Source organism: Arthrobacter sp. ISL-85 (genome assembly GCF_018613675.1).
GTDB lineage: Bacteria > Actinomycetota > Actinomycetes > Actinomycetales > Micrococcaceae > Arthrobacter.
Window position 1 is genome coordinate 64,349 of sequence record NZ_JAGGPQ010000001.1, and the last position, 21,832, is coordinate 86,180.

Annotated in this window: 22 protein-coding genes; 10 read left to right on the plus strand and 12 right to left on the minus strand. The window is 66.4% G+C overall.

Annotated elements, in window-relative coordinates; genetic code table 11:
* The first annotated feature begins 11 nt into the window (after window positions 1-11).
* Complete coding sequence (locus J7I84_RS00315) at window positions 12-323, plus strand: CHY zinc finger protein (RefSeq protein WP_251045862.1); 312 nt, start codon at window positions 12-14, stop codon at window positions 321-323.
* 287 nt (window positions 324-610) lie between these two features.
* Here J7I84_RS00315 and J7I84_RS00320 read toward each other — a convergent pair whose 3' ends face one another.
* Window positions 611-952 carry a DUF1508 domain-containing protein gene (locus J7I84_RS00320; RefSeq protein WP_214939031.1) on the minus strand — a complete coding sequence of 114 codons (342 nt, stop codon included), beginning with the start codon at window positions 950-952 and terminating at the stop codon, window positions 611-613.
* Between the two features lie 305 nt (window positions 953-1,257).
* Between J7I84_RS00320 and J7I84_RS00325 the strand changes: the two genes are divergently transcribed.
* Complete coding sequence (locus J7I84_RS00325) at window positions 1,258-1,473, plus strand: AsnC family protein (RefSeq protein WP_214939034.1); 216 nt, start codon at window positions 1,258-1,260, stop codon at window positions 1,471-1,473.
* A gap of 1,070 nt (window positions 1,474-2,543) precedes the next feature.
* Here the strand turns inward: J7I84_RS00325 and J7I84_RS21845 are convergent.
* Both J7I84_RS21845 and J7I84_RS00335 read right to left on the minus strand, forming a co-directional pair.
* On the minus strand, window positions 2,544-3,521 hold the full coding sequence (locus tag J7I84_RS21845) for a hypothetical protein (RefSeq protein ID WP_214939037.1): 978 nt from the start codon (window positions 3,519-3,521) through the stop codon (window positions 2,544-2,546).
* A 9-nt stretch (window positions 3,522-3,530) separates the two neighbouring features.
* A complete protein-coding gene (locus tag J7I84_RS00335) occupies window positions 3,531-4,637 on the minus strand; it encodes a GTP pyrophosphokinase family protein (RefSeq protein WP_214939039.1) in 1,107 nt (368 codons plus the stop codon).
* 324 nt (window positions 4,638-4,961) lie between these two features.
* Here J7I84_RS00335 and J7I84_RS00340 point away from each other — a divergent pair, with 324 nt between their 5' ends.
* Complete coding sequence (locus J7I84_RS00340; protein ID WP_214939042.1) at window positions 4,962-6,464, plus strand: M1 family metallopeptidase; 1,503 nt, start codon at window positions 4,962-4,964, stop codon at window positions 6,462-6,464.
* Here J7I84_RS00340 and J7I84_RS00345 read toward each other — a convergent pair.
* On the minus strand, window positions 6,421-7,434 hold the full coding sequence (locus J7I84_RS00345) for a LacI family DNA-binding transcriptional regulator (RefSeq protein ID WP_214939297.1): 1,014 nt from the start codon (window positions 7,432-7,434) through the stop codon (window positions 6,421-6,423). The two genes, J7I84_RS00340 and J7I84_RS00345, sit on opposite strands and share 44 nt — an antisense overlap.
* A 259-nt stretch (window positions 7,435-7,693) precedes the next feature.
* Between J7I84_RS00345 and J7I84_RS00350 the strand changes: the two genes are divergently transcribed.
* Genes J7I84_RS00350 through J7I84_RS00360 form a run of 3 tightly spaced genes read left to right on the plus strand, consistent with a single transcriptional unit; the run spans window position 7,694 to window position 11,193 of the window.
* Window positions 7,694-8,800 (plus strand): nucleoside hydrolase, encoded by a 1,107-nt coding sequence (locus J7I84_RS00350; protein ID WP_214939299.1) that lies wholly within the window; start codon window positions 7,694-7,696, stop codon window positions 8,798-8,800.
* Window positions 8,801-10,231, plus strand: a complete 1,431-nt coding sequence (locus J7I84_RS00355; RefSeq protein ID WP_214939044.1) for an MFS transporter — start codon at window positions 8,801-8,803, stop codon at window positions 10,229-10,231.
* A complete protein-coding gene (locus J7I84_RS00360) occupies window positions 10,228-11,193 on the plus strand; it encodes a ribokinase (protein ID WP_311381027.1) in 966 nt (321 codons plus the stop codon). The genes J7I84_RS00355 and J7I84_RS00360 overlap by 4 nt, the downstream gene beginning before the upstream one ends.
* 131 nt (window positions 11,194-11,324) lie before the next feature.
* On the opposite strand, the gene J7I84_RS00365 is transcribed toward J7I84_RS00360, so the two are convergent.
* The 4 genes from J7I84_RS00365 to J7I84_RS00380 form a co-directional block, all read right to left on the minus strand.
* Window positions 11,325-12,065 (minus strand): SDR family NAD(P)-dependent oxidoreductase, encoded by a 741-nt coding sequence (locus tag J7I84_RS00365; RefSeq protein ID WP_214939047.1) that lies wholly within the window; start codon window positions 12,063-12,065, stop codon window positions 11,325-11,327.
* 79 nt (window positions 12,066-12,144) lie between these two features.
* Entirely contained in the window at window positions 12,145-12,489 is a 345-nt protein-coding gene (locus J7I84_RS00370; protein ID WP_214939050.1) for a hypothetical protein, read from the minus strand.
* Between the two features lie 86 nt (window positions 12,490-12,575).
* A complete protein-coding gene (locus tag J7I84_RS00375; RefSeq protein ID WP_214939053.1) occupies window positions 12,576-13,436 on the minus strand; it encodes a hypothetical protein in 861 nt (286 codons plus the stop codon).
* Between the two features lie 118 nt (window positions 13,437-13,554).
* The gene (locus J7I84_RS00380) at window positions 13,555-14,208 is read right to left on the minus strand and encodes a cyclodeaminase/cyclohydrolase family protein (RefSeq protein WP_214939056.1); all 654 of its coding nucleotides are present in this window, start codon (window positions 14,206-14,208) and stop codon (window positions 13,555-13,557) included.
* Between the two features lie 146 nt (window positions 14,209-14,354).
* Here J7I84_RS00380 and J7I84_RS00385 point away from each other — a divergent pair, with 146 nt between their 5' ends.
* Both J7I84_RS00385 and J7I84_RS00390 read left to right on the plus strand, forming a co-directional pair.
* Window positions 14,355-15,152 (plus strand): alpha/beta hydrolase, encoded by a 798-nt coding sequence (locus J7I84_RS00385; RefSeq protein WP_311381028.1) that lies wholly within the window; start codon window positions 14,355-14,357, stop codon window positions 15,150-15,152.
* 42 nt (window positions 15,153-15,194) lie between these two features.
* Window positions 15,195-16,139 carry a carbohydrate kinase gene (locus J7I84_RS00390; RefSeq protein WP_214939062.1) on the plus strand — a complete coding sequence of 315 codons (945 nt, stop codon included), beginning with the start codon at window positions 15,195-15,197 and terminating at the stop codon, window positions 16,137-16,139.
* A 153-nt stretch (window positions 16,140-16,292) separates the two neighbouring features.
* On the opposite strand, the gene J7I84_RS00395 is transcribed toward J7I84_RS00390, so the two are convergent.
* The gene (locus J7I84_RS00395; RefSeq protein WP_251045845.1) at window positions 16,293-17,033 is read right to left on the minus strand and encodes a matrixin family metalloprotease; all 741 of its coding nucleotides are present in this window, start codon (window positions 17,031-17,033) and stop codon (window positions 16,293-16,295) included.
* A 451-nt stretch (window positions 17,034-17,484) separates the two neighbouring features.
* The gene (locus tag J7I84_RS00400; protein WP_214939068.1) at window positions 17,485-18,663 is read right to left on the minus strand and encodes an ABC transporter substrate-binding protein; all 1,179 of its coding nucleotides are present in this window, start codon (window positions 18,661-18,663) and stop codon (window positions 17,485-17,487) included.
* 266 nt (window positions 18,664-18,929) lie between these two features.
* On the opposite strand from J7I84_RS00400, the gene J7I84_RS00405 reads away from it, so the two are divergent.
* Entirely contained in the window at window positions 18,930-19,076 is a 147-nt protein-coding gene (locus J7I84_RS00405) for a lmo0937 family membrane protein (RefSeq protein WP_110543403.1), read from the plus strand.
* Between the two features lie 55 nt (window positions 19,077-19,131).
* On the opposite strand, the gene J7I84_RS00410 is transcribed toward J7I84_RS00405, so the two are convergent.
* Window positions 19,132-20,412, minus strand: a complete 1,281-nt coding sequence (locus tag J7I84_RS00410) for a Y-family DNA polymerase (protein WP_214939303.1) — start codon at window positions 20,410-20,412, stop codon at window positions 19,132-19,134.
* 26 nt (window positions 20,413-20,438) lie between these two features.
* Window positions 20,439-20,870 carry a LexA family transcriptional regulator gene (locus J7I84_RS00415; protein ID WP_214939071.1) on the minus strand — a complete coding sequence of 144 codons (432 nt, stop codon included), beginning with the start codon at window positions 20,868-20,870 and terminating at the stop codon, window positions 20,439-20,441.
* A 116-nt stretch (window positions 20,871-20,986) separates the two neighbouring features.
* Here J7I84_RS00415 and J7I84_RS00420 point away from each other — a divergent pair, with 116 nt between their 5' ends.
* Window positions 20,987-21,805, plus strand: a complete 819-nt coding sequence (locus J7I84_RS00420; RefSeq protein WP_214939074.1) for an HAD family hydrolase — start codon at window positions 20,987-20,989, stop codon at window positions 21,803-21,805.
* The last annotated feature ends 27 nt before the right edge of the window (window positions 21,806-21,832 follow it).

Genomic DNA, 21,832 nt, shown 5'->3' on the forward strand with positions numbered 1-21,832 from the left:
GGAGCATGGCTATGAGGATCTTCGGGAAAACCGTAGACGACCAAACCCGCTGCATTCACTATCACACCGACGTCGATGTGATAGCCATAAAGTTCAAGTGCTGTCTTCGGTACTATCCCTGCCATCTCTGTCACGAGGAGGAGGCAGGCCACCCGGCCCAAACATGGCCACGGAACGAGTGGGCAGAGCCAGCAGTTCTGTGCGGAGTATGCAAACGCGAGATGTCCATCCACGCTTATCTGGCAACCACCTCCTGCCCTAACTGCGCCGCTCGTCTGAACGAACGGTGTGCCGCCCACGCACGTTTTTACTTTCAGACCTGAAGGGAACCTCTCCAATGATTCCCCGCGAAGGACGACGCCAGCGCACAGCGGCTTTGCAGTGGCACCCCCGGCATGGCGGCAGTGTGCCTGCCTTAGCGCAGCCAAACCACAAGAGCTCTTGCCTCCATTTGCGCCTGAAAAGAAGCATACGGGTTGCCTTTGAGAAGCTCTACGGGACTGCGTCCACGAGTCGCCTAATCTGCTTCTGCTCGTTCTGCTGCAAAGCCGATATCGACCTTATGTAAAGCTGCTGGGGAGAAGGGGCAGGGAGATCCCTCCGCGGCCGGTCAGGAAAGGTTGTGGATTGCCCCTGCCCAGCGCGGACCGGAGACGGCCCGGCGGACCGCCCGGGCGCGGGTGTGAAAGTCGATCCTGGGGACCCGCAGGGAGTCGGCGGCTGGAGCGCCCGGGTCAGCGTGAGCTCGCTGCTCAATCTCATTGATGGTTGTTGTGCAGCGGTCGGTGATCAGTCCCATGCCGGCGTATTCGCGGACGGCGGCGATGCCTGCCACGGCGCCGGTCTTGGTGGTAAAGGGCCTGGACACGGCCATGACGGTGCCGTCCGGTGCTGTCAGGCGGAACCTGAAGGCTGATTCTGCGTCGATAAACAGTTCGAACATTCCTGCCATTGCGATCCTTTCGGTCTGCGGGACCCTTGAGGCTGCGTCTTTGCCGCCAGCAGGCGCGAGGCATCGTTGCCTGCGCGTTTCGTGGTGTATCCCGCTCCAAATTTTCATCAATTCAGCATGCGTTCCCCGAGTCTTCCGCAGGGACGCCTGCCGGCGCAAGGCTTTGCCTGGCATCCGGCCGAAGTGATCCGCGGCTCTCGAGTCCGGTCAAGCCACTTCTCCGCGGAGTTCGCGACTTGCCATCGGTGCCCTCCCGGTTGTCAACATACGTTGACTACTTCCCTGCTGTCAACTAACGTTGACGCATGGAGGTGGAACGGATGAAAACACTGGTTGCAGCCATGGACGGCAAGGGACCGGCCGAGGCCCTGCAGGCCGTGGCCGAGCTGCAAAAGGAAGTTGGGCGGACGGAAGCGTCCCTGGTCAGAAAAGCCCGGCAAGCCGGCCTCTCCTGGGAAGCGATCGCACTGTGCCTGGGCGTGAGCAAACAAGCCGTCCATCGTAAGTATGGCAAGCGATAAGAGCTCACTCTGGATCTCGCGGAGCAGACGCAACAGCGGGTCGAGCACTCCCTGTCTGAAGCCGCAAGCTAGTTGGCTGATAGCCGACGTTCTGTAAAGCTGTCGCCTAACTGCACCGGCAGCGTGCCGCAGGCATGTCGAAGTCTGCCCAGCAATCCCTGGCACCTTTCCTACGTTTTGCCTGAGCTCCTTCCTGTGCACAGTTACATACTTCGGCTGCGGAACAACCAGCGCGCCACTTTCCTGAGGCCATCTATTGATCGTGGAAGGCACCTTCCGTTTGGCGTCAACTTCCGGATTCCTCGTCTGCCGGGTCCCGGACCCGTGCTCACTGCGGCGAGGATCGAGTACAAGGTACTCGGGCGCTTCCACCCGCAGTGCCTTGTACTGGTATCTGTACTAAACCTGCCCGAATACGGCTGGGGACGCCGCCGCTGCAGAGGCAAGTCAGCTTGAAGGAGAACGGTCAGAATGGGCCCTCGCGAAGCGCAATCCCCCGACTTCCGAGTCGGAGAGCCCGTCTACGAGCCGACGCAGTACGAAGCCGGAGGGCGGTTGAGGCCGCGCCCATGGCCTGTTGGCCCTACTGAGAGCTACGGGAAAGTGGACTTTGATGACGGCGAGGGAAAGGCTGTCCTCACCATCTACGTACAGCACGGACCCGAAGAAGGTTACGTCCTGCACATCGAGCAACTAGCCGCGCCGCTGCGGGTGGATGGTACGCTTCTTCGCCTGAGCCCGGCGCCGCACGTTGCCAGGGACACTGCGGACATCCGCCGGATCACCGCTGCCCGTACGGCTGCCGCGAGGGCCGAAGCCGAGCTAGACGCCGCCGTCAGCGCCGCTCGCGCGAACGGAGACTCCTGGGAGTCTATCGGCGCAGTCCTCGGCATGTCCGCTCGAACTGCGCGGGAGCGATTCGGCCACACACCGCGGCGACCGCGAAATCGGCCGTCGACGAGGTGACGAGCGTTCGCTGGATTGCCGACCTGCAGGAGGACCAGTTGCGCGACCGATGGTGGGTATCGGACTCTTAGGCTACCGCCCGCGAAGCTTCGGTGAGAAGGCCCCTAACGAAACCCGGGGTTAGGTGACACGGCCAGGTTAAATACGTCCTTAAGCATCGCCAGTGCCGCCCCTTTCGGGCTGGAGCGGCCGCCCTGCACGGTGATGTCCCCGGCCTCCGGGCAGGAGAAGACCATCGCCTTCTCCGGGCCAGCAAGAGAGTAAAGCGGGTCAGCCGGTGCCACTGCTTCCAAGCGCACCGTCACCACCATCGGCCGGTCCAGCGATGCGCCTGCGACGGCGCGGAGGCGCAGCCCCTTCCGGGCCGCGGCCAACGCCCTGATGGACGTGGAGGAGTCGATCGGCTCCGTCTTCACCGTAATCCGGGAGACATCCCAGTCCCACAGCAGCCCGGAAATCAACCGGACCTTCGTGGCCGCATCCGAGCCGGACAGGTCCGCGGACGGGTCTGCCTCGGCGATGTCTCGGCGTTGCGCCTCCAACACCGCTGACTCCAACGAGGCTCCGCGGGAGAGCTGGTCCAGGACGAAGTTCGACGTGCCGTTGGGGCAGGCCCGCAGTGCGTTGCAGCCCATTCCACGCAATGCCACGCGGGCCAGGTCGGCGGTGGGAAGCGCAGCGCCGGTGGCCCCGGAAATGCGGATGCGGCTCCGGCCTTCCTCCGCAGCACGTTCAAGTGCGCGCCACTGGCTGAGGACGTGGCTCTTGGTTGCTGTCACCACATCCACCCCACTCCGCAGGGCTGCAACCGCCTCCCGCAGGACACGCCCATGAGCCTCGGGCGAGGAGGGCAGGGCCTGGACCAGGACAGCGGCGCCGGCCCGGTCCAGCGTCTCCTCAATGCGCCCGATCGGCTCCCACAAGAAACGCTCCGGCACCTCGTTGGCGGGCGCAAGGAAAACTTCAGTTCCGCGACCCCGGACGGCAGCTATCTGCAACAACGCATCGTGTTCCCGGACAGCATCGACAAAGGCCTGCCCCACAGCACCGAAGCCGGACAGAACCAGCCGCACGGGTTCCACCAAGCGCCCCTACTTCTTCGTCATCCGGTACCGCTCGATCTGCCGCAGCCGCCGCAGGAGGCTGTCGCGCCGCGGGTGCGGAACGGCGTCGGCCTCTTCTGCGGTGAGGTCGATGTGTTTGGTGCCGTACTGCCAGAGGAGCAGATCGTCCAGGAGCCTGTCAGGGCCGGGGGAGTAGCGGTGGTCCAGGGCCCGGCGGACCTCGGTGATCCGGTTGGCGCTGAGCAGCCCGGCCAGCTGCATGGTCTGGTTGAGCCCGTGCGCGGCGAGCAGCTCGGCGGCCCAGCCCCAGTCGTCGTCCACCTTGCGGTCCACATGCGGGAGCAGCGTGCGCCAGACGTCGCGGATGCGGTTGGGCGTGAGCGGGGCGGCTCCCTCGCCGTCCATGTCCCAAAAGCTGCGGACCTCCTCGTAGCTTTCGTGCAGGTCCGAGAAGGCAGTTTCCACAGTCTCCAGCATGGCCGCGGTGGCGGTAAACTGCCGGTCGAAGTGCGGCGTCCACGCGCGGGGGTCCTCTGCCTTGAACCGGATGTCGTGCTCGATCTCGCTCCACGCGTGCGCAAAAATGGTGCGGATCTGACACTCGAAGAAGTAGCTGCCGTTCGGCTGCAGGTCCGGGTTGAAGACCTGCTGGTACTCCTTGACGGCCTCATTCTGGATGGTCCGCAGGATCAGGTGGCGGCTGGAATACCCGTAGGTGCCGGACTCGATGGAACCAATGTCCTTTTCCCTGTCGCCGCGGCAGTCGAAAAGCTGCCGCTGGCGCTTGATGATGTTGGCCACGGCGGCATTCTCGGCCGGCAGCTTGGTGATGACGCGGATGCCCACCATGTCGTTGAGGGTGCGGAACGGGTCCGGAAACTTCAGGAGCCTCCGGCCGCCCGGCTCAAGCGGCTCCTCGGTGCGCGAGATCTTCTCCTTGAAGGATTCCACCGTCTTGGTCCGGCCCGTGACAAACAGCGGCGTGACCTCGCTGTCCTTCAGCATGTCCCGCAGGACCAGCAAGACATCCCGGGTAACCAGCTTCAGGGCAGGCCGGACGCGCTCATAGATCTCCACGTTGTGCTGCACCGACTCACGCAGCGGCTCGTCCAGGCTTTCCCAGTTACTCGGCATAACCCCAGCTTACGGCCGGGGTCCGACAGAACGACGGCGTGGCGGGGCCAGCCTCCGGAGGTGCGTTTCGCCGCTGCCCCGCCGCCAAGTCCCACGGCCGGGGCAGGACGGGGGACGGGAAAGGGGGTACCGAAGGGGGCACCCAAGTGTTGACACGCCGTACAGGCAGACCTAGATTTCTTCCCATCGTTGGGGGAGCAGCGGCCGAAGGGCCGCCGGTACCGGTCTGGTCGCCGTGAAGGCACACGACATCTTGTATCCCACGGCGTGAGCGGAAACGCGCAAGCGGGACTGCCCGGCGCCTGCACCCTCCAGGACTTCCCCATGAACAACCTGACGAAGGCGCGCCGCATTGCCGCGGCGGCAATGGCGCTGATGACGGCCTGCGCAGCCGGGATCACCTCAGCACAGGCGGCACCCCAAGGCGACCCGGCACCCCAGGGCGAGCCGGCGCGCTATGGGCCCGGCGCTCCGGGAAGCGGTGATCCCTACTTCCCTTCCGCGGGCAATGGCGGGTACGACGTCCTGCACTATGACCTCGACCTCCGCTACTCGCCGCCGTCGGACCCGGCCGTGCCCGCCGGGAAGCTCACGGCGGAGGCAACCATCACCCTCCGCGCCACCCAGAACCTGGACGCCCTCAACTTCGACCTCCGCGGACTCGCGGTGACCGCGGTGGACGTGGACGGCAAGGACGTCAACCACGGTGCAGGCCCCTCTGACTGGACGCAGGTGCAGGACGATGCCAGCCGCACTTGGGAGCTCACCGTGGGCCTGAGGCCGAAACTGAAGGCAGGCCAGAAGGCCGCCATCACCATCGACTACGGCGGCACCACCGGGCGGCCGGAAGACACCACGGGGGCGCTGTACGGATGGGTGACCACCGCTGACGGGGCCATGGTGGTCAGCGAGCCCGACGGTGCGCCCACCTGGTATCCGGTAAATGACGACCCCGAGGACAAAGCCACGTACTCCTTCCACATCACCGTCCCGGAAGGAAAAACCGCGGTGGCCAACGGCCTGCCCGGCGGCAAACCGGAAACCAAGGCCGGCTGGACAACGTGGACCTGGGAAGCGCGGGATCCGATGGCCAGCTACCTGGCCACGGCAAGCATCGGTGACTTCACCCTGTCCTACGGCAAAGGACCTCACGGCCTGCCGATCATTAACGCGGTGGACCGCGGCGTGACCGGCCCGGCGCTGGAGAAAACCAACGCGGCCCTCGCGCTGCAGCCGCAGATGATCGCATTCCTGTCGGACCTGTTCGGGCCTTACCCGTTCGAGGCTTTCGGCGCGATCGTGGACGATGATTCGGTGGACTACGCGCTGGAAACGCAAACCCGGCCGGTCTACTCGGAGGTTGCGGACGAGGACACTGTTGTCCACGAACTGGGGCACCAGTGGTTCGGCAACAGCGTCAGTCCGGCGGACTGGAAGGACATCTGGCTCAACGAGGGCTGGGCAACCTACATTCAGTGGCTGTGGGCCGAGCACCAGGGCAAGTCGACAGTGGCGAAGCAGTTCACGGACACGGTGGCGGACCTGGACAGCAAGAACCTCTGGGGACTGAACATCGCGGACCCCGGACGGGACAACCTGTTCGCGGAGCAGGTTTACCACCGCGGCGCCGCCGCACTCCATGCCCTTCGCGCCAAGATCGGGGACCAGGCGTTCTTCGCGGGTGCCAAGGAATGGCTGGACCGCTACAGCAACTCCTCGGCAACAACGGAAGATTTTGAAAACGTGATGGAGGAGGCCTCCGGCCGGCAGCTTGACGCGTTCTTCAATGACTGGCTGCGGGAAGGTGACCGGCCGGCGATGCCTTAGTGGAGCCGCGCACCACCAGCGACGTCTCCAGGGTGACGCCACCGGGCCCCAGGGACTTGCCCTCCATCAGCCGGCGCAGCTGCTCCCCGGCCTTCTGTCCCAGGGCGGTGGCAGGCAGGTGCACACTGGTCAGGCCGGGATTGCTCGTGGCCGAATAGGGCAGGTCGTCGAACCCGGCCACCGCCAGCTCCTCCGGGATCCGGACCCCTGCCACCCGCGCCTCCTGCAGCACGCCGTAGGCGTGCGTGTCGGTGGCGCAGGCGACGGCGGTTACGCCGGCGCGCTGCCAGTCCGGCCAGGCCCAGGCGAACGAGGCCGCCGCGGCGCCCACGTCGATGGTGGTGCTGATAATGCGCTTGGGACTTACTGTGATGCCTCGGGAGGCAGCCTCCTCCAGGAACGCGGCGCGCCGGACCGCGAAGGTTTCGGTGCCGGTCACGCTGTCCACATAGGCGGCTTCCTTGTGCCCGGCGTCAGCCAGGTGCGCCGCGAGCTGGCGTGCCCCGCTGGCCACGTCCAGGTTTACGGACGGTGCGTAGGATTCCAGCCCCGGCGCATCAAGCAGGACAAGGGGCGACGGCGACGCCAGGTCTTCGAGGAATCCGGCGTTGGGTGCATCCACCAGCAGCCCCGCGGGCCGCAGGGACATCAGCCGCCGGACGTCGTCGGCCTCCGGAAACTCACCGGCCTCGGTGACGGAAAGCAGCAGCTGGTACTGCGGGCCCAGCGATTCCCGCACGCCGGCGATCACCTTGGCGAAGAACGGGTTGGAGATGTCCGGCGCCACCAGGATCACGATCGAGCTGACGCCCTTGGCCAGGGAGCTGCCGATCCCGTCCACCACGTAGCCGAGCTCGGCGATGGCCTCCCGCACCCGGGCAATGTTGTCCTTGGCCACGCGGCCCGCGGTCTTCCCGTTGGCCACCAGCGATACGGTGGCCACCGAAACGCCGGCCCGTGCGGCCACCATCGCCGCCGTCACCCGCCGCGGCCGCTGCGGCACCTGCTCCCCGGAATCCATACTTTGATCGTAGTAGGCCCCGGGGCCACGCCGTTCCGGCTGCGAAGTGACGGCGGACCCGCACGCGCCCGGCTTCCGGCCCAATCAAGGCATCAAGCGTTTGACGTGCGGCGATGTGCACCGGACGTTAAGCGTTTGACGTAGACCACAAAACCCTGCCATGATCACTCCCGGAATACTGAAACCCCTGCCTTCCCGGCAGGCCCCAATGACGTGGAGCACCATCGTGGAACCCAATCCCCAAAAGAGTCAGCCCGAACCCAGGAAGATCATCCTGGACTGCGATCCCGGCCACGATGACGCCGTGGCCCTCCTGCTCGCACACGGCAACCCGGACATCGAACTGCTGGCCGTCACCACGGTGGTAGGCAACCAGACCCTCGAAAAAGTCACCCGCAACGCCCTGGCCGTCGGCACCATCACCGGCATCACCGGCGTCCCCTTCGCCGCCGGCTGCCCCCGCCCACTGGTCCGCAGCATCGAAACCGCACCGGACATCCACGGCGAGTCGGGGATGGACGGCCCCGCCCTTCCCCAGTCCACCATCGAACTGGACCCGCGCCACGCCGTCGACCTCATCATCGACACCGTCATGGCGCACGAGCCCGGCACCGTCACGCTCGTCCCCACCGCAGGCCTAACCAACATCGCCATGGCTGCCCGCAAGGAACCGCGCATCGTGGAACGCGTCAAGGAAGTGGTCCTCATGGGCGGCGGCTACCATGTGGGCAACTGGAGCGCCGTGGCCGAGTTCAACATCATCATCGACCCCGAGGCCGCGCACATCGTTTTCAACGAGAAATGGCCCGTGGTCATGGTGGGCCTGGACCTCACCCACCAGGCCCTGGCCACCCCGGACGTGGTGGAAAGGATCGCCGCCATAGGCACCGGCCCCGCGAAGTTCGTCACCGAGTTGATGGACTTCTTCGCCCACACCTACAAGGACGCCCAGGGCTTCGACTACCCGCCCGTCCACGACCCCTGCGCCGTGGCCTACGTGATCGATCCCAGCATCGTGAGCACCCGCAAGGTGCCCGTGAACATCGAATTGCAGGGCACCCTGACCCTCGGCATGACCGTGGCCGACTTCCGCGCCCCCGCGCCTGACGACTGCCACACCAGCGTTGCCGTGGACCTGGATCATGCACGGTTCTGGGAGCTGGTCACCGACGCGCTGGTCCGCATTGGCGAGCCGGGCAGCAATGCCAAAGCGGACGACGGCGGCAGGCACCAAGGTGCAGGCCTCACCCAGGGCAACGCGTCCGACGTCGAACTTAACGACGGCGCCGCCCTCACCACCGGAGGGGTCAAGTAAATGGCCACCGCAACCCTGACTGAAACCAAGACCGGCCGCGGCAACATCGCCGCCCTTATGACCGCACTGCTGGCTGCCTGCGTGGCGTTCCAGCTCAACGCCTCCATGCTCAGCCCCGCCCTGGTGACCATGGGCCAGGAGCTCAAGGCGGACCAGGCACTGATCGGACTCTCCCAAACCTGGTTCTTCACCGCGGCCGCCTTGTTCTCCCTGTTCCTGCCGCGCCTGAGCGACATCATTGGCCGCAAGAAGGTCCTGGTGGGCATGATGCTGCTCATGGCCGTGGGCTCCGTCATCGCGGCGCTCGCCCCGGACATCACGTGGCTCTTCGTGGGCCGCATCATCCAGGGCATCAGCGGACCCACCGTCCCGCTCTGCCTGATCATGTTGCGCTCCGCCGTCAGCAACCCCCGCAAGTACGGGACACTGATGGGCCTCATTACTGCCGTCAACGGCGGCGTTGCCGGCGTCGACTCCTTCGTGGGCGGCTACTTCGCCGAGCACTTCGGCTTCCGCAGCATCTTCTGGCTGATGGTGGTCCTGGCCCTCGCGGCCACCGCCCTCATCATGTTCCTGGCCACCGAGAGCAAGCCCGCCGCCGGAACCCGGATGGACTGGCTGGGCGTGTTCTTCATCGTCGTCGCCGTCGGCGCGCTGCTGACCGCCCTGAACGAGGCCGCCAAACTGGTGGCCGGCTTCTCCGCCGGCACCCTGATGCTGAGCCTTGCGCTGGTCCTCGTATCCGCCGTCGCGTTCTTTGCCTTCTGGCGCACCGAACAGCGTGCCGCCCGGCCCATGGTGGAAACCGTGCACCTGCGCCAGCGCGCCACCTGGGCACCGCTGCTGACCACCACGCTGACCATGACCGGCATCTTCGCCGTCATCAACGGCATCGTGCCCGCGTATGTGCAGGCCGCGAGCCCCGGCTTCGGCGTCGGCCCCACCGAGATGTCACTGATGATCCTCACCCCGTACGCGCTCCTTGGCTGGCTGGTGGGCCCGCTCAGCGGCAGGCTCGCGCCCGTGTTGGGCTACACCAAGGTGCTGCGGATCGGCCTCCTGGGCAGCATCGCAGCTTTGGCCGTCATCGCGTTCCTGGGCCTGCACAGCCTGCCCATGATGATTGCCGGAACGGTCTTGCTGGGCATCATGTACGCCGGTACGGTCAACATCATGCTCAATGGACTCGGCGTTGTCCTCTCGCCCGCCGGCAACCCCGGCTTCCTCCCCGGCATGAACGCCGGCGCCTTCAACCTGGGCGCAGGCCTGAGTTTCCTCATCCTGCCGGCCGTGCTGGTGGCGACGTCCGCGCTCGGCGATGCGGCCGCGTCGTACCTGACCGTCGTGGTGGTCGGCCTGGCCCTGACCGTGGCCGCGTTCGCCGCGTCGCTGCTGATCCCCAAGCCGGTCGAGGCTGAGGTGGCCCCGTGACTGGCCCGGGCCTGGGGCAGCCAGGCCGGATCGTCGTCGTCGGCTCCCTCAATGCCGACCTCACTATCTACTGCGAACGCCTCCCGCAGCCCGGCGAGACGGTCCAGGGCAACGGGTTCGCCGTGAATCCCGGGGGCAAGAGCGCCAACCAGGCCGTGGCCGCGGCCCGCTTGGGCGGGCACGTCAGCCTGGTGGGTGCCGTGGGGGAGGACGCCAACGGCAACATGCTTCAAGCCTCGGTGGCCGGGGCAGGTGTGGACGTCAGCCATGTGCGCACGTCCAGCGAGCCCACCGGTGTTGCCGTGATTTCCGTGGACGCGCGCGGCGAGAACACCATCATCATCTCGGCCGGCGCCAACGGCACTTTGTCGCCTGCGGACGTGGCCGGCGCTGCGGATGTTTTGGACGGCGCTGCCGTGGTGAGCCTCTGCCTCGAGGTCAGCATGGACACGGTGCTGGCGGCCGCGCAGGCAGGGCACGACGCCGGCGCAACAGTCTTGCTGAACCTGTCACCTTATGCGGAGATTCCGTCAGCCCTGGCTGGGTTGGCGGACGTCCTGCTGGTCAATGCGCACGAGGCCGCACTGTTCCTGGGTTCTTCGGTCCCCGGCGCCGACGCTGCTGCCGCGGACTGGGACGCTGTGCGCTCGCGGTTTGCCGGCCACGGGATCCGGCAGGTCCTGGTGACGCTGGGTTCGCAGGGCTCTGTGGTGCTGGATTCGCTCGCTTCGCCCGATGCCCGGGTGACCCGCGTCCAGCCCACCACGGTTGCGGCTGTTGACACCACCGGCGCCGGCGACGCCTTCACCGGAGCGGTGGCCGTTCGGCTGGCGGCGGGCGACGCGCTGGCCGAGGCCGCCGCGTTCGCCTCCGTTGCCGCGGCAATGGCCACTACCCGCAAGGGGACCCAGGCCGCGTACCCGGAAGCGGCCGACGTCGAACGCCGCCTGGGCAAGGCCTAAACCCCGCTCCAAACCCATCGATTGCTGAGTAACTGCCGTTTTCGTGCTCCAAAACGGCAGCTACTCAGCAGTCGATGAGGGTTAACGGAGCTTGCGAGGCGAGGGAGCCGGTGGGGAGCAGTCGATGAGGGTTAGCGGAGCGCGTCCAGGGTGACGCCGGTGTGTTCCGCGAGCTGGGCCAGCAGGGCATCCTGGAACTGGGGATCCCTCGCCGCACGGTGGGGGGTTTGCCGCTGCTGGTGGTACCAGTAGCCGCCGCTGGTCAGTGCCTCGGGGTCATCGCTGGTGGCCAGCCATTCCTGGGTGCGGTGGCCCAGTTCCAGGCTGTCAGGGGCTGACCGGCCGCCCATCCGGGTAGGCACCCAGCCGGGGTCGACGGCGTTGCTGGCGACGTTCGGCACCAACCGGGCCACGGCTGCCGACAGCGCTGTGATGTGCAGCTTGGTGGTTGAGTATGAAGCCGTCGTCGTGCGTCCTGCCCAGTCCAGTCCGTCCAGGCCGGTGTCACCGCCCCGGTGCATCCCGCTGCTCAGGTAGATGAGCCGGCGGGGTCCGGGGATGAGTGCTGTCAGCAGGTAGGGCGCCACGACGTTCACGGGCAGCAGCGAGGCACCGTTCAGGACGCCGGCGTTGTGGACCACGGCGTCGATCCCGCCGATTCCGCTGACGTCCTCCGCAATCCGCCGGACCTCGTCGGACACGGCGAGATCCCCCGTAACGCACTGCGCCCCGCGGTCCAGCAGGTGCTGGACCGCGGGGACGCGCTGGGCGGACCGCGCATGGACGACCACCTCGTGGCCCTCCCGCAGCAATGTATCTGCCGTTGCCAGGCCAAGTCCGTCGGTGGATCCGGTGATGAAGACGCGTGCCATGCTGGGCCCTCCCTGATTAGTGGTTCTAACCAAACGCTACTCCGCAGCCCCTGTTGGCCAGCGGCGCGCCGGGACGGGATCAGCCGCGCTTCCGGCCCAGGATCAGCGCCAGTAGTCCCCCGAAGACCAGAAACAGCAGGCCCACCACCAGCAGCCCGGTGTTGACGCCCGTGGTGGCCAGCGTCTCGGGGGCGGAGGCGCTGGCCACTGCCGGCACAGCATCCCTGGCTGATGTCGCGGCGTGGGTGCCCTGTGCGGGGGCGAGGTCGGTGGAAATCGTGTTCGCGGCCGTTACCTGGGTGACGGGCGGCAGCCCATCACTACCCGCTGTGGTGCCAGCGGCGTTGGCGGCTGCGCCACTTGAGACCAGAAGGCCGCCTGCGATCACGGCAGTGAGCAGGCGTCGACGGACATTGCGCATCATTTTGAATTCTCCTGAAAGTTGGATCGGGCCTACTGCTTTAGCCCGGAATTGGCTCGTTCCGCGTCTGGACGCGGAGGGGGCCTCAACTAGTCAGGAGATGATCCGGGGCCAAAGGACACCGGCGCGGGGGCAGCGGGCAAACCACCACGGATGGTGGCCGCGCCGGTCGCAGGGATCTGCAGGTTTTGGGCGCCGATCCACGCGGGCATGGCGGGGCCATTGCCTCCGGACACGCAGCTTCCGCCGGTGGCACCAGGCATCCCGGACAGTGGATCAGACGGCCTGGGGAACGGCGGGTTGTGCGCATCCGTCCCGGCTGGCAGCGGCACTAGGGCAGCCTGCTTCATTTGCGGGGCGCACGCCGTGCCGTGGTTGTGCAACATGTCGTGGAGGGGCCTGGCGTCATGGAGGGGGATGGCGGGAGCGGGTGCAGCGCCGGGGTTCGCTACCTCCAGTCCGGCCGTCCGGGCAGGTGCGGCATCCTCCACCTGGGGCACGTCAGCAACGGCAGGCTGGGGAGGCGCCGCCGTCCCGGGTGCGGGTGCAGCGGGTGCAACGGGCACTGGCGAAGGCGCGGCGCTGACGACCGGTTCAAGGACCGGGGAAAGTGGTCCAAGGACCGCGCCGGCCACCGGGACAACGGTCCCCACTGTTCCGCTGATAACGCCGTCCACAGTGCTAACGGCCGGTGCCACCACTGCCGCCACGGCGGTCACCGGTCCGCCACTTGGTCCTGCCTTCACTGGTGCCGGGATGTCAGCGGCCTGATGGGTGACGGAGGTGGTGGCCGAGCCCAACACGGACGGAGCGGCACCCAAAAGCGGTTCGCTGGGGCCGGAGGCATCAGCGGATGCACCTCCGGCTGACAAGGCGATCCACGATGCAGTTGCCGCCAGGGCGAGCAGAAGGGGGCGGAGAAACGCCCAGACAGTGAGTTTTGACTTCACGCCGTACGCCTCCCCGGGGTCCCCTGCAAACAATGCTGCCCACCATAAGCACAGCCATGCGGCAGAGTCCAACGCCTGACCAGCGGAAATACGGGCATACAGTCCCACGGTGGGGTACTCAGGCGGTGTCCGTCGGGGCGGCGCGGTGGTCGATGTCCGCGGCCAGGGCGTCAATGCGGTCCATGGCTTCGCTGAGTTTCTCGACGGCGGCCCAAAGGTCCGGCTGCTGTTCACGGACCTGTTCCAGGCTGGTCCCGGCGGAGCGGAGGGACCCGAGGTCAAAGCTGACATTGGTGCGGGCACCGGCCACGGCGGCGCGGAGGGCACCGAACGCGACGACGACGTCCGCAACCAGGGACCGGTTGCCGTTGGTTGCCAGCCAGGCGAGGTCGTCGATTGCCTCGATGGCCCGCTCGCCAAGGACAGCAGAGGATGCCGCGGCTTCCAGTGATGCGCGGCGGATTTCCTCGTCCCGCTCCGGGCCCCGCTCCAGCCGGAAGGCGGCACCGAATGCCTTGGAAGCGGACGCATCGTCATCCGCCAGGCGCAGGGCTTCCTTTCGCAGCGCCTGCGCCCGCTCCCGTATCCTGGCCGCCTCCCCGCCGTCGTCCTCTTCACCGCTGTAGCCGGCAACCATCGACGTCAGCGACGCCGCCACTGCCAGCATCAGGCCAGTTCCCGCGCCTCCGCCCGGCGACCCGGTGGACTCCGCCAACGCGCGCGTCCACTCCTCTACTGTCGATTCCTGGGTGGTCACTTCAGCCTCTTCCATGCCAGGAACCGTGCCCATCAGCCAGCGACGCTAAACGGCGGGAGGGCGACGGTCTCATGCGCTGCACACTCTGGCCCAGTTTTCGAGACGCGAACGCCGGAAACCAGCGGCGCCGCCGCCGATTGCAGGAGCTAAAGTGGGCCAGTGTGACGCAGCGCCACCGCTATGACTACGGCCCGGACCCCAGCCAGTGGGGCGAGCTCTTCCTGCCAGATCTTCCGCCAGGCGGGAAACACCGGGGCGTCGTGGTGGTGATCCACGGCGGCTACTGGCGCTCCACCTACGGCGCGGAACTGGGGGAGCCGCTGGCGAAGGACCTTGCGGAGCATGGCATGGCCGCCTGGAACCTGGAGTACCGCCGTGCCGGCAATGGCGGGGGATGGCCCGGCACCTTCCAGGACATCCTGGCCGGCATCGACAAGCTTGCCGCGCTCGCGGAACCGCACTCGCTGGACCTGGGCAAGGTGGTGGCGCTGGGGCACTCGGCCGGCGGGCATCTGGCGGTGTGGGCCGCGGGCCGGGACCGGTTGGATCGCCTAGGGGCGGCGGAGGGCAGCCAGATGGAGATAAGGGACGACGGCGTCCGGCTCACCGGGGTGGTCAGCCAGTCCGGGGTGCTCAACCTGGCCGAGGCCGAAAGGCTGGGCCTCAGCAGTGGCGCCGTGGGCAACCTGCTGGGCGGACCGTCGTCGGACTTCCCTGGGCGTCACCGCATGGCCGACCCCATGGGGGCCCTGCCCTTGGAGGTCCCCGTCTTTGCAGTCCATGCCACAGAGGACACCGATGTTCCGCTGAGCATGTCCACCACGTACGTGGAAGCCAGCCGTTTGGGGCCGGTCCCCGCGCAGCTGGTCACGGTACCGGGCGACCATTTCGCGCTGATCGATCCCGCCGCGGAGGCCTGCGTGACATGCCGGGAACTGGTGGGCACACTGCTCCGATGACACGAACTGCTGGCGCCGGCCTCTTTCTGGCAGAGTATGACCATGCTCACAGTGATCGGCGAAGGCCTAGTTGACGTTGTCCAGCGCGCTTCCGGAATCGAGGCCCACGTGGGCGGAAGCCCCCTGAACGTCGCCGTGGGCCTGGCCCGGCTGGACCACCCCGTGCAGTTCATTGGCCGTTACGGTCGGGACGCGTACGGGGACTCCGTCGCCGCGCACCTGCGCGCCAGTTCCGTCATGCTGCCGCTGCCGCCGGACGAGCTGCCCACCAGCGTGGCCACCGCACTGATTGACGACGACGGCGCCGCCACCTACACGTTCGACCTCGCCTGGGAGCTGCCGCACCTGGCGGACCGGCTCGGCTTCATGCTGCAAGGCACCACCCTGCTGCACACCGGGTCCATTGCCACGATGCTGATGCCCGGTGCCACCGAGGTGCTGGCCGCCGTCGAATACGCCCACCCGTCCGCCACCATCAGCTTCGATCCCAACTGCCGGCCCAGCATCATTGCCGACGTGGACTTCGCCCGGCGGCAGGCGGAAAAGTTTGTTACGCTCGCGGACGTGGTCAAGGCGTCGGACGAGGACCTGGCCTGGCTGTACCCGGGACAGGACGTGCTGGACTCCGCCCGCAAATGGCTCGCGCTGGGTGGCGAGGAAGGCCCGGCGATGGTGGTGGTCACCCGCGGCGCGGACGGGCCCAGGGGTGTGTGCCGGGCCGGTGAAGCATCCGTGCCCGCACCAAAGGTGGATGTTGCGGACACCGTGGGCGCCGGGGACTCGTTCATGGCGGCACTGCTGTCCGGCCTGGTGGACCGGGACCTGGACGGTGCCCAGAACCGGCAGGAGTTGCGCGACCTTCCTGTTGAGGGCCTGACGGAACTCCTGGCGCACGCTGCCCGGGCTGCTGCCGTCACGGTGTCCCGCCCCGGCGCCAATCCGCCGACGCGGGAGGAGCTGCACGGGGCCGAGGCCACGGAGGGTTAGGGCGAATCGATTGCTCCGCAGATGCCGTTTTGCGGGCCCAAAAGGACATCTACGGAGCAGTCGATGGCGTTGAGGCTGGACTAGCCCTTGCGGGGTTCCGCCCGTTTCGGAAAGACGCCACCAGCACCATTGGGCCATCGGTTGTTCCTCCGGCTAAAGCTGCGGGACGCAGGGCCCGCTACCCAGCAGGGCCAGTCCGGCGCGGTCGCCCGCAGCGAAGTCCCTCACGCCCATGTTTTCCGCATACATCAGTTGAGTCGGATCATTGACGTGGTCCAGGCCCAGCACATGTCCGAGTTCGTGCATGATGATGGCGCGCACCTCCGCCGCACCGTCAGGGCGGCTGGCGATGATGCCGGAAAGATCAGGGGCATCAAGACGTACCTGGCCGGCTTCGAGGACCAGCGGCTGCCCGGCGGTTTGCGCGTAGCTACTCCCGCCAAGGCCGGCAACATTTCCCGCAAGCCCCGGAGTTTCGGCCGGCGTTGACCAGGCGATCAGCACAGGCGCCCACCGCTTTCCGTAGCGGTCCGGCTGGAAAGCTGACCGGTCATCTGATGGCGCTTCCGTAGTGGGCCCGTCATAGACAAACTGCAGGCCGGAGGCTTGGGAAACTGCTTCTACTGCTTCCCGGAGCAGGACATCTCCGCCGGGCAAGGCGTTATCCGGGCGTACAACGTAGTGGACCGGGCGGCACGGGTCGTACGCGACCAGCCGCTGGCCCTCTTTCGGCGACTCCTGCAACACAAAGGCGCTGGAGCCCGTGCTTGCGGGTGGTGTGCCCAAAGGTGCGGCGGATGCCTCATACCCAGGGGGCGGCATTTTCGCCCCGGGCAGGTAGGGGGCTGCGGCAGGAAGAACCACCCGGTCGAAGAGCGACGGCGTGAAGTACAAACAGACCACCAGGGCTATACCGAGGACGGTGCGTAATTGGACGGACCGTTTGGGCCTGAGGCTTTGTCTTCGGGTTCTACTCCGGAACTTGTTTCTACGGGAGTGAGAGGACTCCGTGCCTCGCCATGGTGAAGGGGTCTCCACCTTGCCGAAGGCCTCGTCGATGGCCCATTGCGGGATTCGTCCGCTGGCGGAACGCCGGACTTTTGGCGGGGCGAAACCACCATGCCGGTCCTGCCGCGAATTACTGCCATTCCCGAAACCGTCCACCGGCATCCCCCAATCCTGCCGCCCGCCGCCGGGCAACCCTTCCAGCCTAGGGGCGGGCCGCCCGGCCTTGGCGCGGGAAAGGCGCAGGATTTAAGCAAGAAAGGGACCCTGCACCAAATCGATTGCTCCGCAGATGCCGTTTTGCGGGCCCAAAAGGACATTTACGGAGCAATGAATAGGGTTACTCCTTGCCGAGTCCGGCCGCCGAGGTCTTCCCGTTGGACACGCTGTTGAGGGCCCGCAGGTCGAAGATGCCGTTGATATCGGCCTGCTTGGTGGTGCCGGCAGTGACGCCATCAGCCAGGAGCTTCTGGTAGGTTCCGGCGAGCGGGTCCACGGTGAACACGATGTTCTTCAGGGAGCGGTCAATGACGTCGGGCTTGAGCTCAGCGCCGGCGGCTTCTTTCAGGGCGGCATTGATTACTGCGGCCTTGTCACCGGCAGAGGCATTGTTCAGCCACTCAACCGACTTTACGTGGCCCTTTAGCAGGGCCTTGACGGTGCCCGGGTGGTCGGCGGCGAACTTCTGGTTCACGATCAGGATAGTGGTGGGGAACTCACCCGGCTTGCCGGACAAGGAGCCGTCCCACAGATCCTTTTCGTCCACCAGGACCTTCGCGCCCGCGTTCAAGACCAGGCATGACGCCCATGGCTCAGGCAACCACGCGCCGTCGAGCTTTCCGTCCTGGAACAACTTGAGCGTCTGCGCGTTCTCGGTGGGATTGATGGCGACGTCGCCGCTGCCGTCCACATTGGTCTTGTAACCCTGGGCCGAGAGCCAGGCGCGGAGGGCGACGTCCTGCGTGCCGCCCAGTTGGGGCGAGGCCAGGGTCTTGCCTTTGAGGTCTGCGGCGGAGCTGATCTCGGGCTTGACCACCAGCTGGGCGCCACCCGCGGCAGCGCCGGCGATGATGTTGACGGATTCGCCCTGGCTCTTCACGAACGAGTTGATGGCCGGGTTCGGCCCGATGTAGGTGGCATCGATGGCACCGGCGTTGAGGGCTTCAATGGCGGCAGGGCCGGCATTGAAGACCTGGGTGCTGAGTTTGGTGCTGCCGAGTTCGTCGGCGATGAAGCCCTTGCTGACCCCTACCAGGGCAGGCGCATGTGTCACGTTCCCGAAGTAGCCCAGCTTCAGCTCCGCGGCCGGGTTGCCGGCCGGAGACACCTCGGCGGCCGGTGCCTTGCTGCCGTTGTTGATCGCGGAGGCGACGGCGGCGCCACCGCCAATGAGGGCAAGGAGTGCGGCAGTGATGCCGATCTTCAGGCCAAGCGGCCGTTTGGGCTTGGTCGATTGGCCCGCAACAATGCGGGTGGAGCCTTGCTGGTTTTGCGGACTCTTGTCCTGGGGGCTTGCCATGGGGAAATCCTTTGCTGGGGCGGATGCTGAGACGAGATTACGGAGCACCCAGCAGCCCCACAATCAATCCTGTAGCAGGCGTTCACGCGGCGACGCGAACGCTCAACGCGACGTAGCGTGGCGTCAAAAAACGTCGCGCGAGGTCCCAATGCGGACGTGGCAACGGCCATGAATGCCATCAGTGGGTGCGGGCCCTGATTTGACTGCTGCTTTGGTGGGTATATTCACGGCATGGGGATTTTTGAAAACCAATCAAGGAGATACTCATGTTGCTTTGGATCGCCATTATCATCGCCGTTCTCTGGCTTCTTGGACTGCTAGCAAACATCGGCGGCGGCCTCATCCACATTCTTTTGGTTGTCGCAGTGATCGTCCTCATCATCCACTTCGTCCGTGGCAGGTCCCGCGTCTAGGCGCCTACAGTCATCCCGCCGCTGGCCGCAGGGCCGGCGGCGGGATTCCTGGGCTTCATGCCGCCTTGACCAGGGGAAGTTCGTCCCAGTGCGTGGTGTACCGGGGCGAGCGCATGTCCCGTTTCATGGTCCAGTCCAGGCCGGACCTGATGCCGCCGTGCCCCAGTCCGATTGAGCTCCGCCCGAACCGTCGACTCACCTCCTCCAGGAGGGGTCCGATGCCACGCTCCTCATGCCGGTTTTCGAACGGCTCCAGGGGAGGCTGGTTGCCCGTGGGCCGCAGGTCGGTGAGCAGCAGGCCTGCCTTGGCGTACTTGAGTCCCTCCCGGATGTTGGGCAGAAGTGCGTGCGCCGCCCTGGTCAGCAGAACGGGATCCGCCGTGGGCATGGGCAACGGAACGCACACCGAGGGATAGGCCTGTTCGTGCTGCCTGAAGGGGGAAGTGGCAGCGAACGCTGTCAGGACTTTGGCCTGCAGTCCATGTTTTGAGAGGCGGGCACTGGCCTGCTGCCCGTAAATGCTGAAGACCTCCCGCAGGCCGGCTGCTGTTGTTACCGGGGTAGCGAAGGAGCGGGAAAAGATCAGCTGGTCGCGGCCGATGCGCTCCTCCTCCATGGGGATGCAGGGGGTCCCGCGCAGTTCAAGGACGGTGCGCATCAACACCACCGAGAACTTGTCCCTGATCATCACCGGATCCGCATTGACCAGGTCCTGAACGGTGAAGATTCCCAGCACATTGAGCCGCTTTGTCAGCCGCCCGGCGATGCCCCAGATCTCGTCCACGGGCAACCGCACCAACAGTGCCGCCCGCACGTCGGCCGGGACCGATTCCCACAGGCAGACGCCATTAAAGGCGGGATTGTTCTTGGCCCACTTGTTGCACAATTTTGCCAAGGTCTTGGTCGGGGCGACACCCACGCACACGGGAACCCCCACGTGCCGCCGCACCGCAGCCTTCATCCGGTGGCCCAAGGCCAGGAGCTGGTCGGGACTGCCTTTGACGCCCAGGAATGCCTCGTCGATGCTGTACACCTCCAGCCAGGCCGAGTACCTGGCCAGCAGTTCCATTACACGCGAGCTGATGTCCCCGTAGAGCTCGTAATTGCTGGACTTTGCCACCAGGCCCCATTCCTTGGCACGCGGCGCCAGCTTGAACCAGGGCTCGCCGGTGGCGATGCCCAGTGCTTTCGCCTCCGGGGAGCGGGTCACCGCGCAGCCGTCATTGTTGGACAGCACCACCAGCGGGCGCCCTTCAAGCGAGGGGTCGAACGCCCGCTCCGCGGAGGCATAGAAACAGTTGACGTCCACGTGCGCAATCTGCGGCATCCGCCGCATGGGGACGGTCTTAGGCACAGCCCTCCTCAAACGTGGTGCAGGCACCTGGTGGCAACGCCCCAGATGGTCAGCTCGGCCAGGGCAGGGACGTGGATGTCCCGGTACTTCGGGTTCTCCGCCTGCAGCACCACCCCGGTGCGGGTGATGCGCAGGCGCTTGACGGTGAGCTCCCCGTCCAGCACTGCAATCACCACGGACCCGTCCTTCGGCTCGAGCGCCCGGTTCACGATCAGTTCGTCGCCGTCGCTGATTCCGGCGCCCTCCATGGAATCCCCCGTCACCCTGACGACGAAGGTGCTGGTGATGTCCTTGATCAGGTGCGCGTTCAGGTCGATCCGGCCGTCAAAGTAGTCCTGGGCCGGCGAGGGAAAACCCGCCGCGACGGCTACGGGCGAGATCAGCACCGAAAACAAGGAGGCGCCCGCATCTATCACGCGGGGACCGACAATAACGCCCACAACACACCTTTATTCGAAAATATGTTCGATAGATTCAGTGTAGTCCCAAGGACCGACTACGGGCAGGACCGGGCCCGGGTCGAGGCGGCGGCCAACCGCCCACGTAGACTTGCAGGATGCGGTTGGTAGCAAGCGATATTGACGGAACGATCCTGGGGCACGACGGAAAAATCAGTGACCGCACCATCCGTGCCTTCCACGCCTGCCGGGATGCCGGCATCGAGCTGGTGTTCGTGACTGGCCGCCCGCCCCGCTGGCTGCACCCGCTCGAGGAACAGCTGGGCCACACCGGGCGGGTCATCTGCTCCAACGGCGCAGTGGTCTGGGACCTCGAGGCGGACCGCCTTGTCTCCGCCCGCACCCTCGCCATCGATACCGTCCTGGAAGCCCGCCGCATCATCAAGGCGCTCCGCCCGGCGGCGCTGTTTGCCGCGGAAACGCTCACCGGCTTCCACCTGGAACCGGGCTTCATCGAAAACGAATCCAGCGAGTTGCTCGCCGAATTCACCCCGGCACCGCTGCGGGACACACTCACGGACCACGACTCGGTGGTCAAATTCCTCGCAATCGTCCGCGACGGCACTCCCGACGACTTCCTCGCCGAGGTGGCGCCGGCCGTCGAACACCTGGCGGCCACCACGCACTCCTCACCCGGCGTGGCCATGCTGGAACTGTCCCTTCCCGGCGTGAACAAGGCAGTCACCCTCGCTGAATACGCGGCCGCCCTGGGCATCGCCGCCGCCGACGTGGTGGCCTTCGGCGACATGCCCAACGACATCGAGATGCTCCGTTGGGCGGGTCACGGCTATGCGATGGCCAGCGGCCACCCCGAAGCGATCCGGGCGGCAGGGCAGCAGGCGCCGCATTTTGACGACGACGGCGTGGCCCAGGTTCTGGAGGCCAGGCTCGCCGCCCTCGGCGTCCAGTTTTCCTGACCCCCGTCCCTGTTGGATCCGGCACCG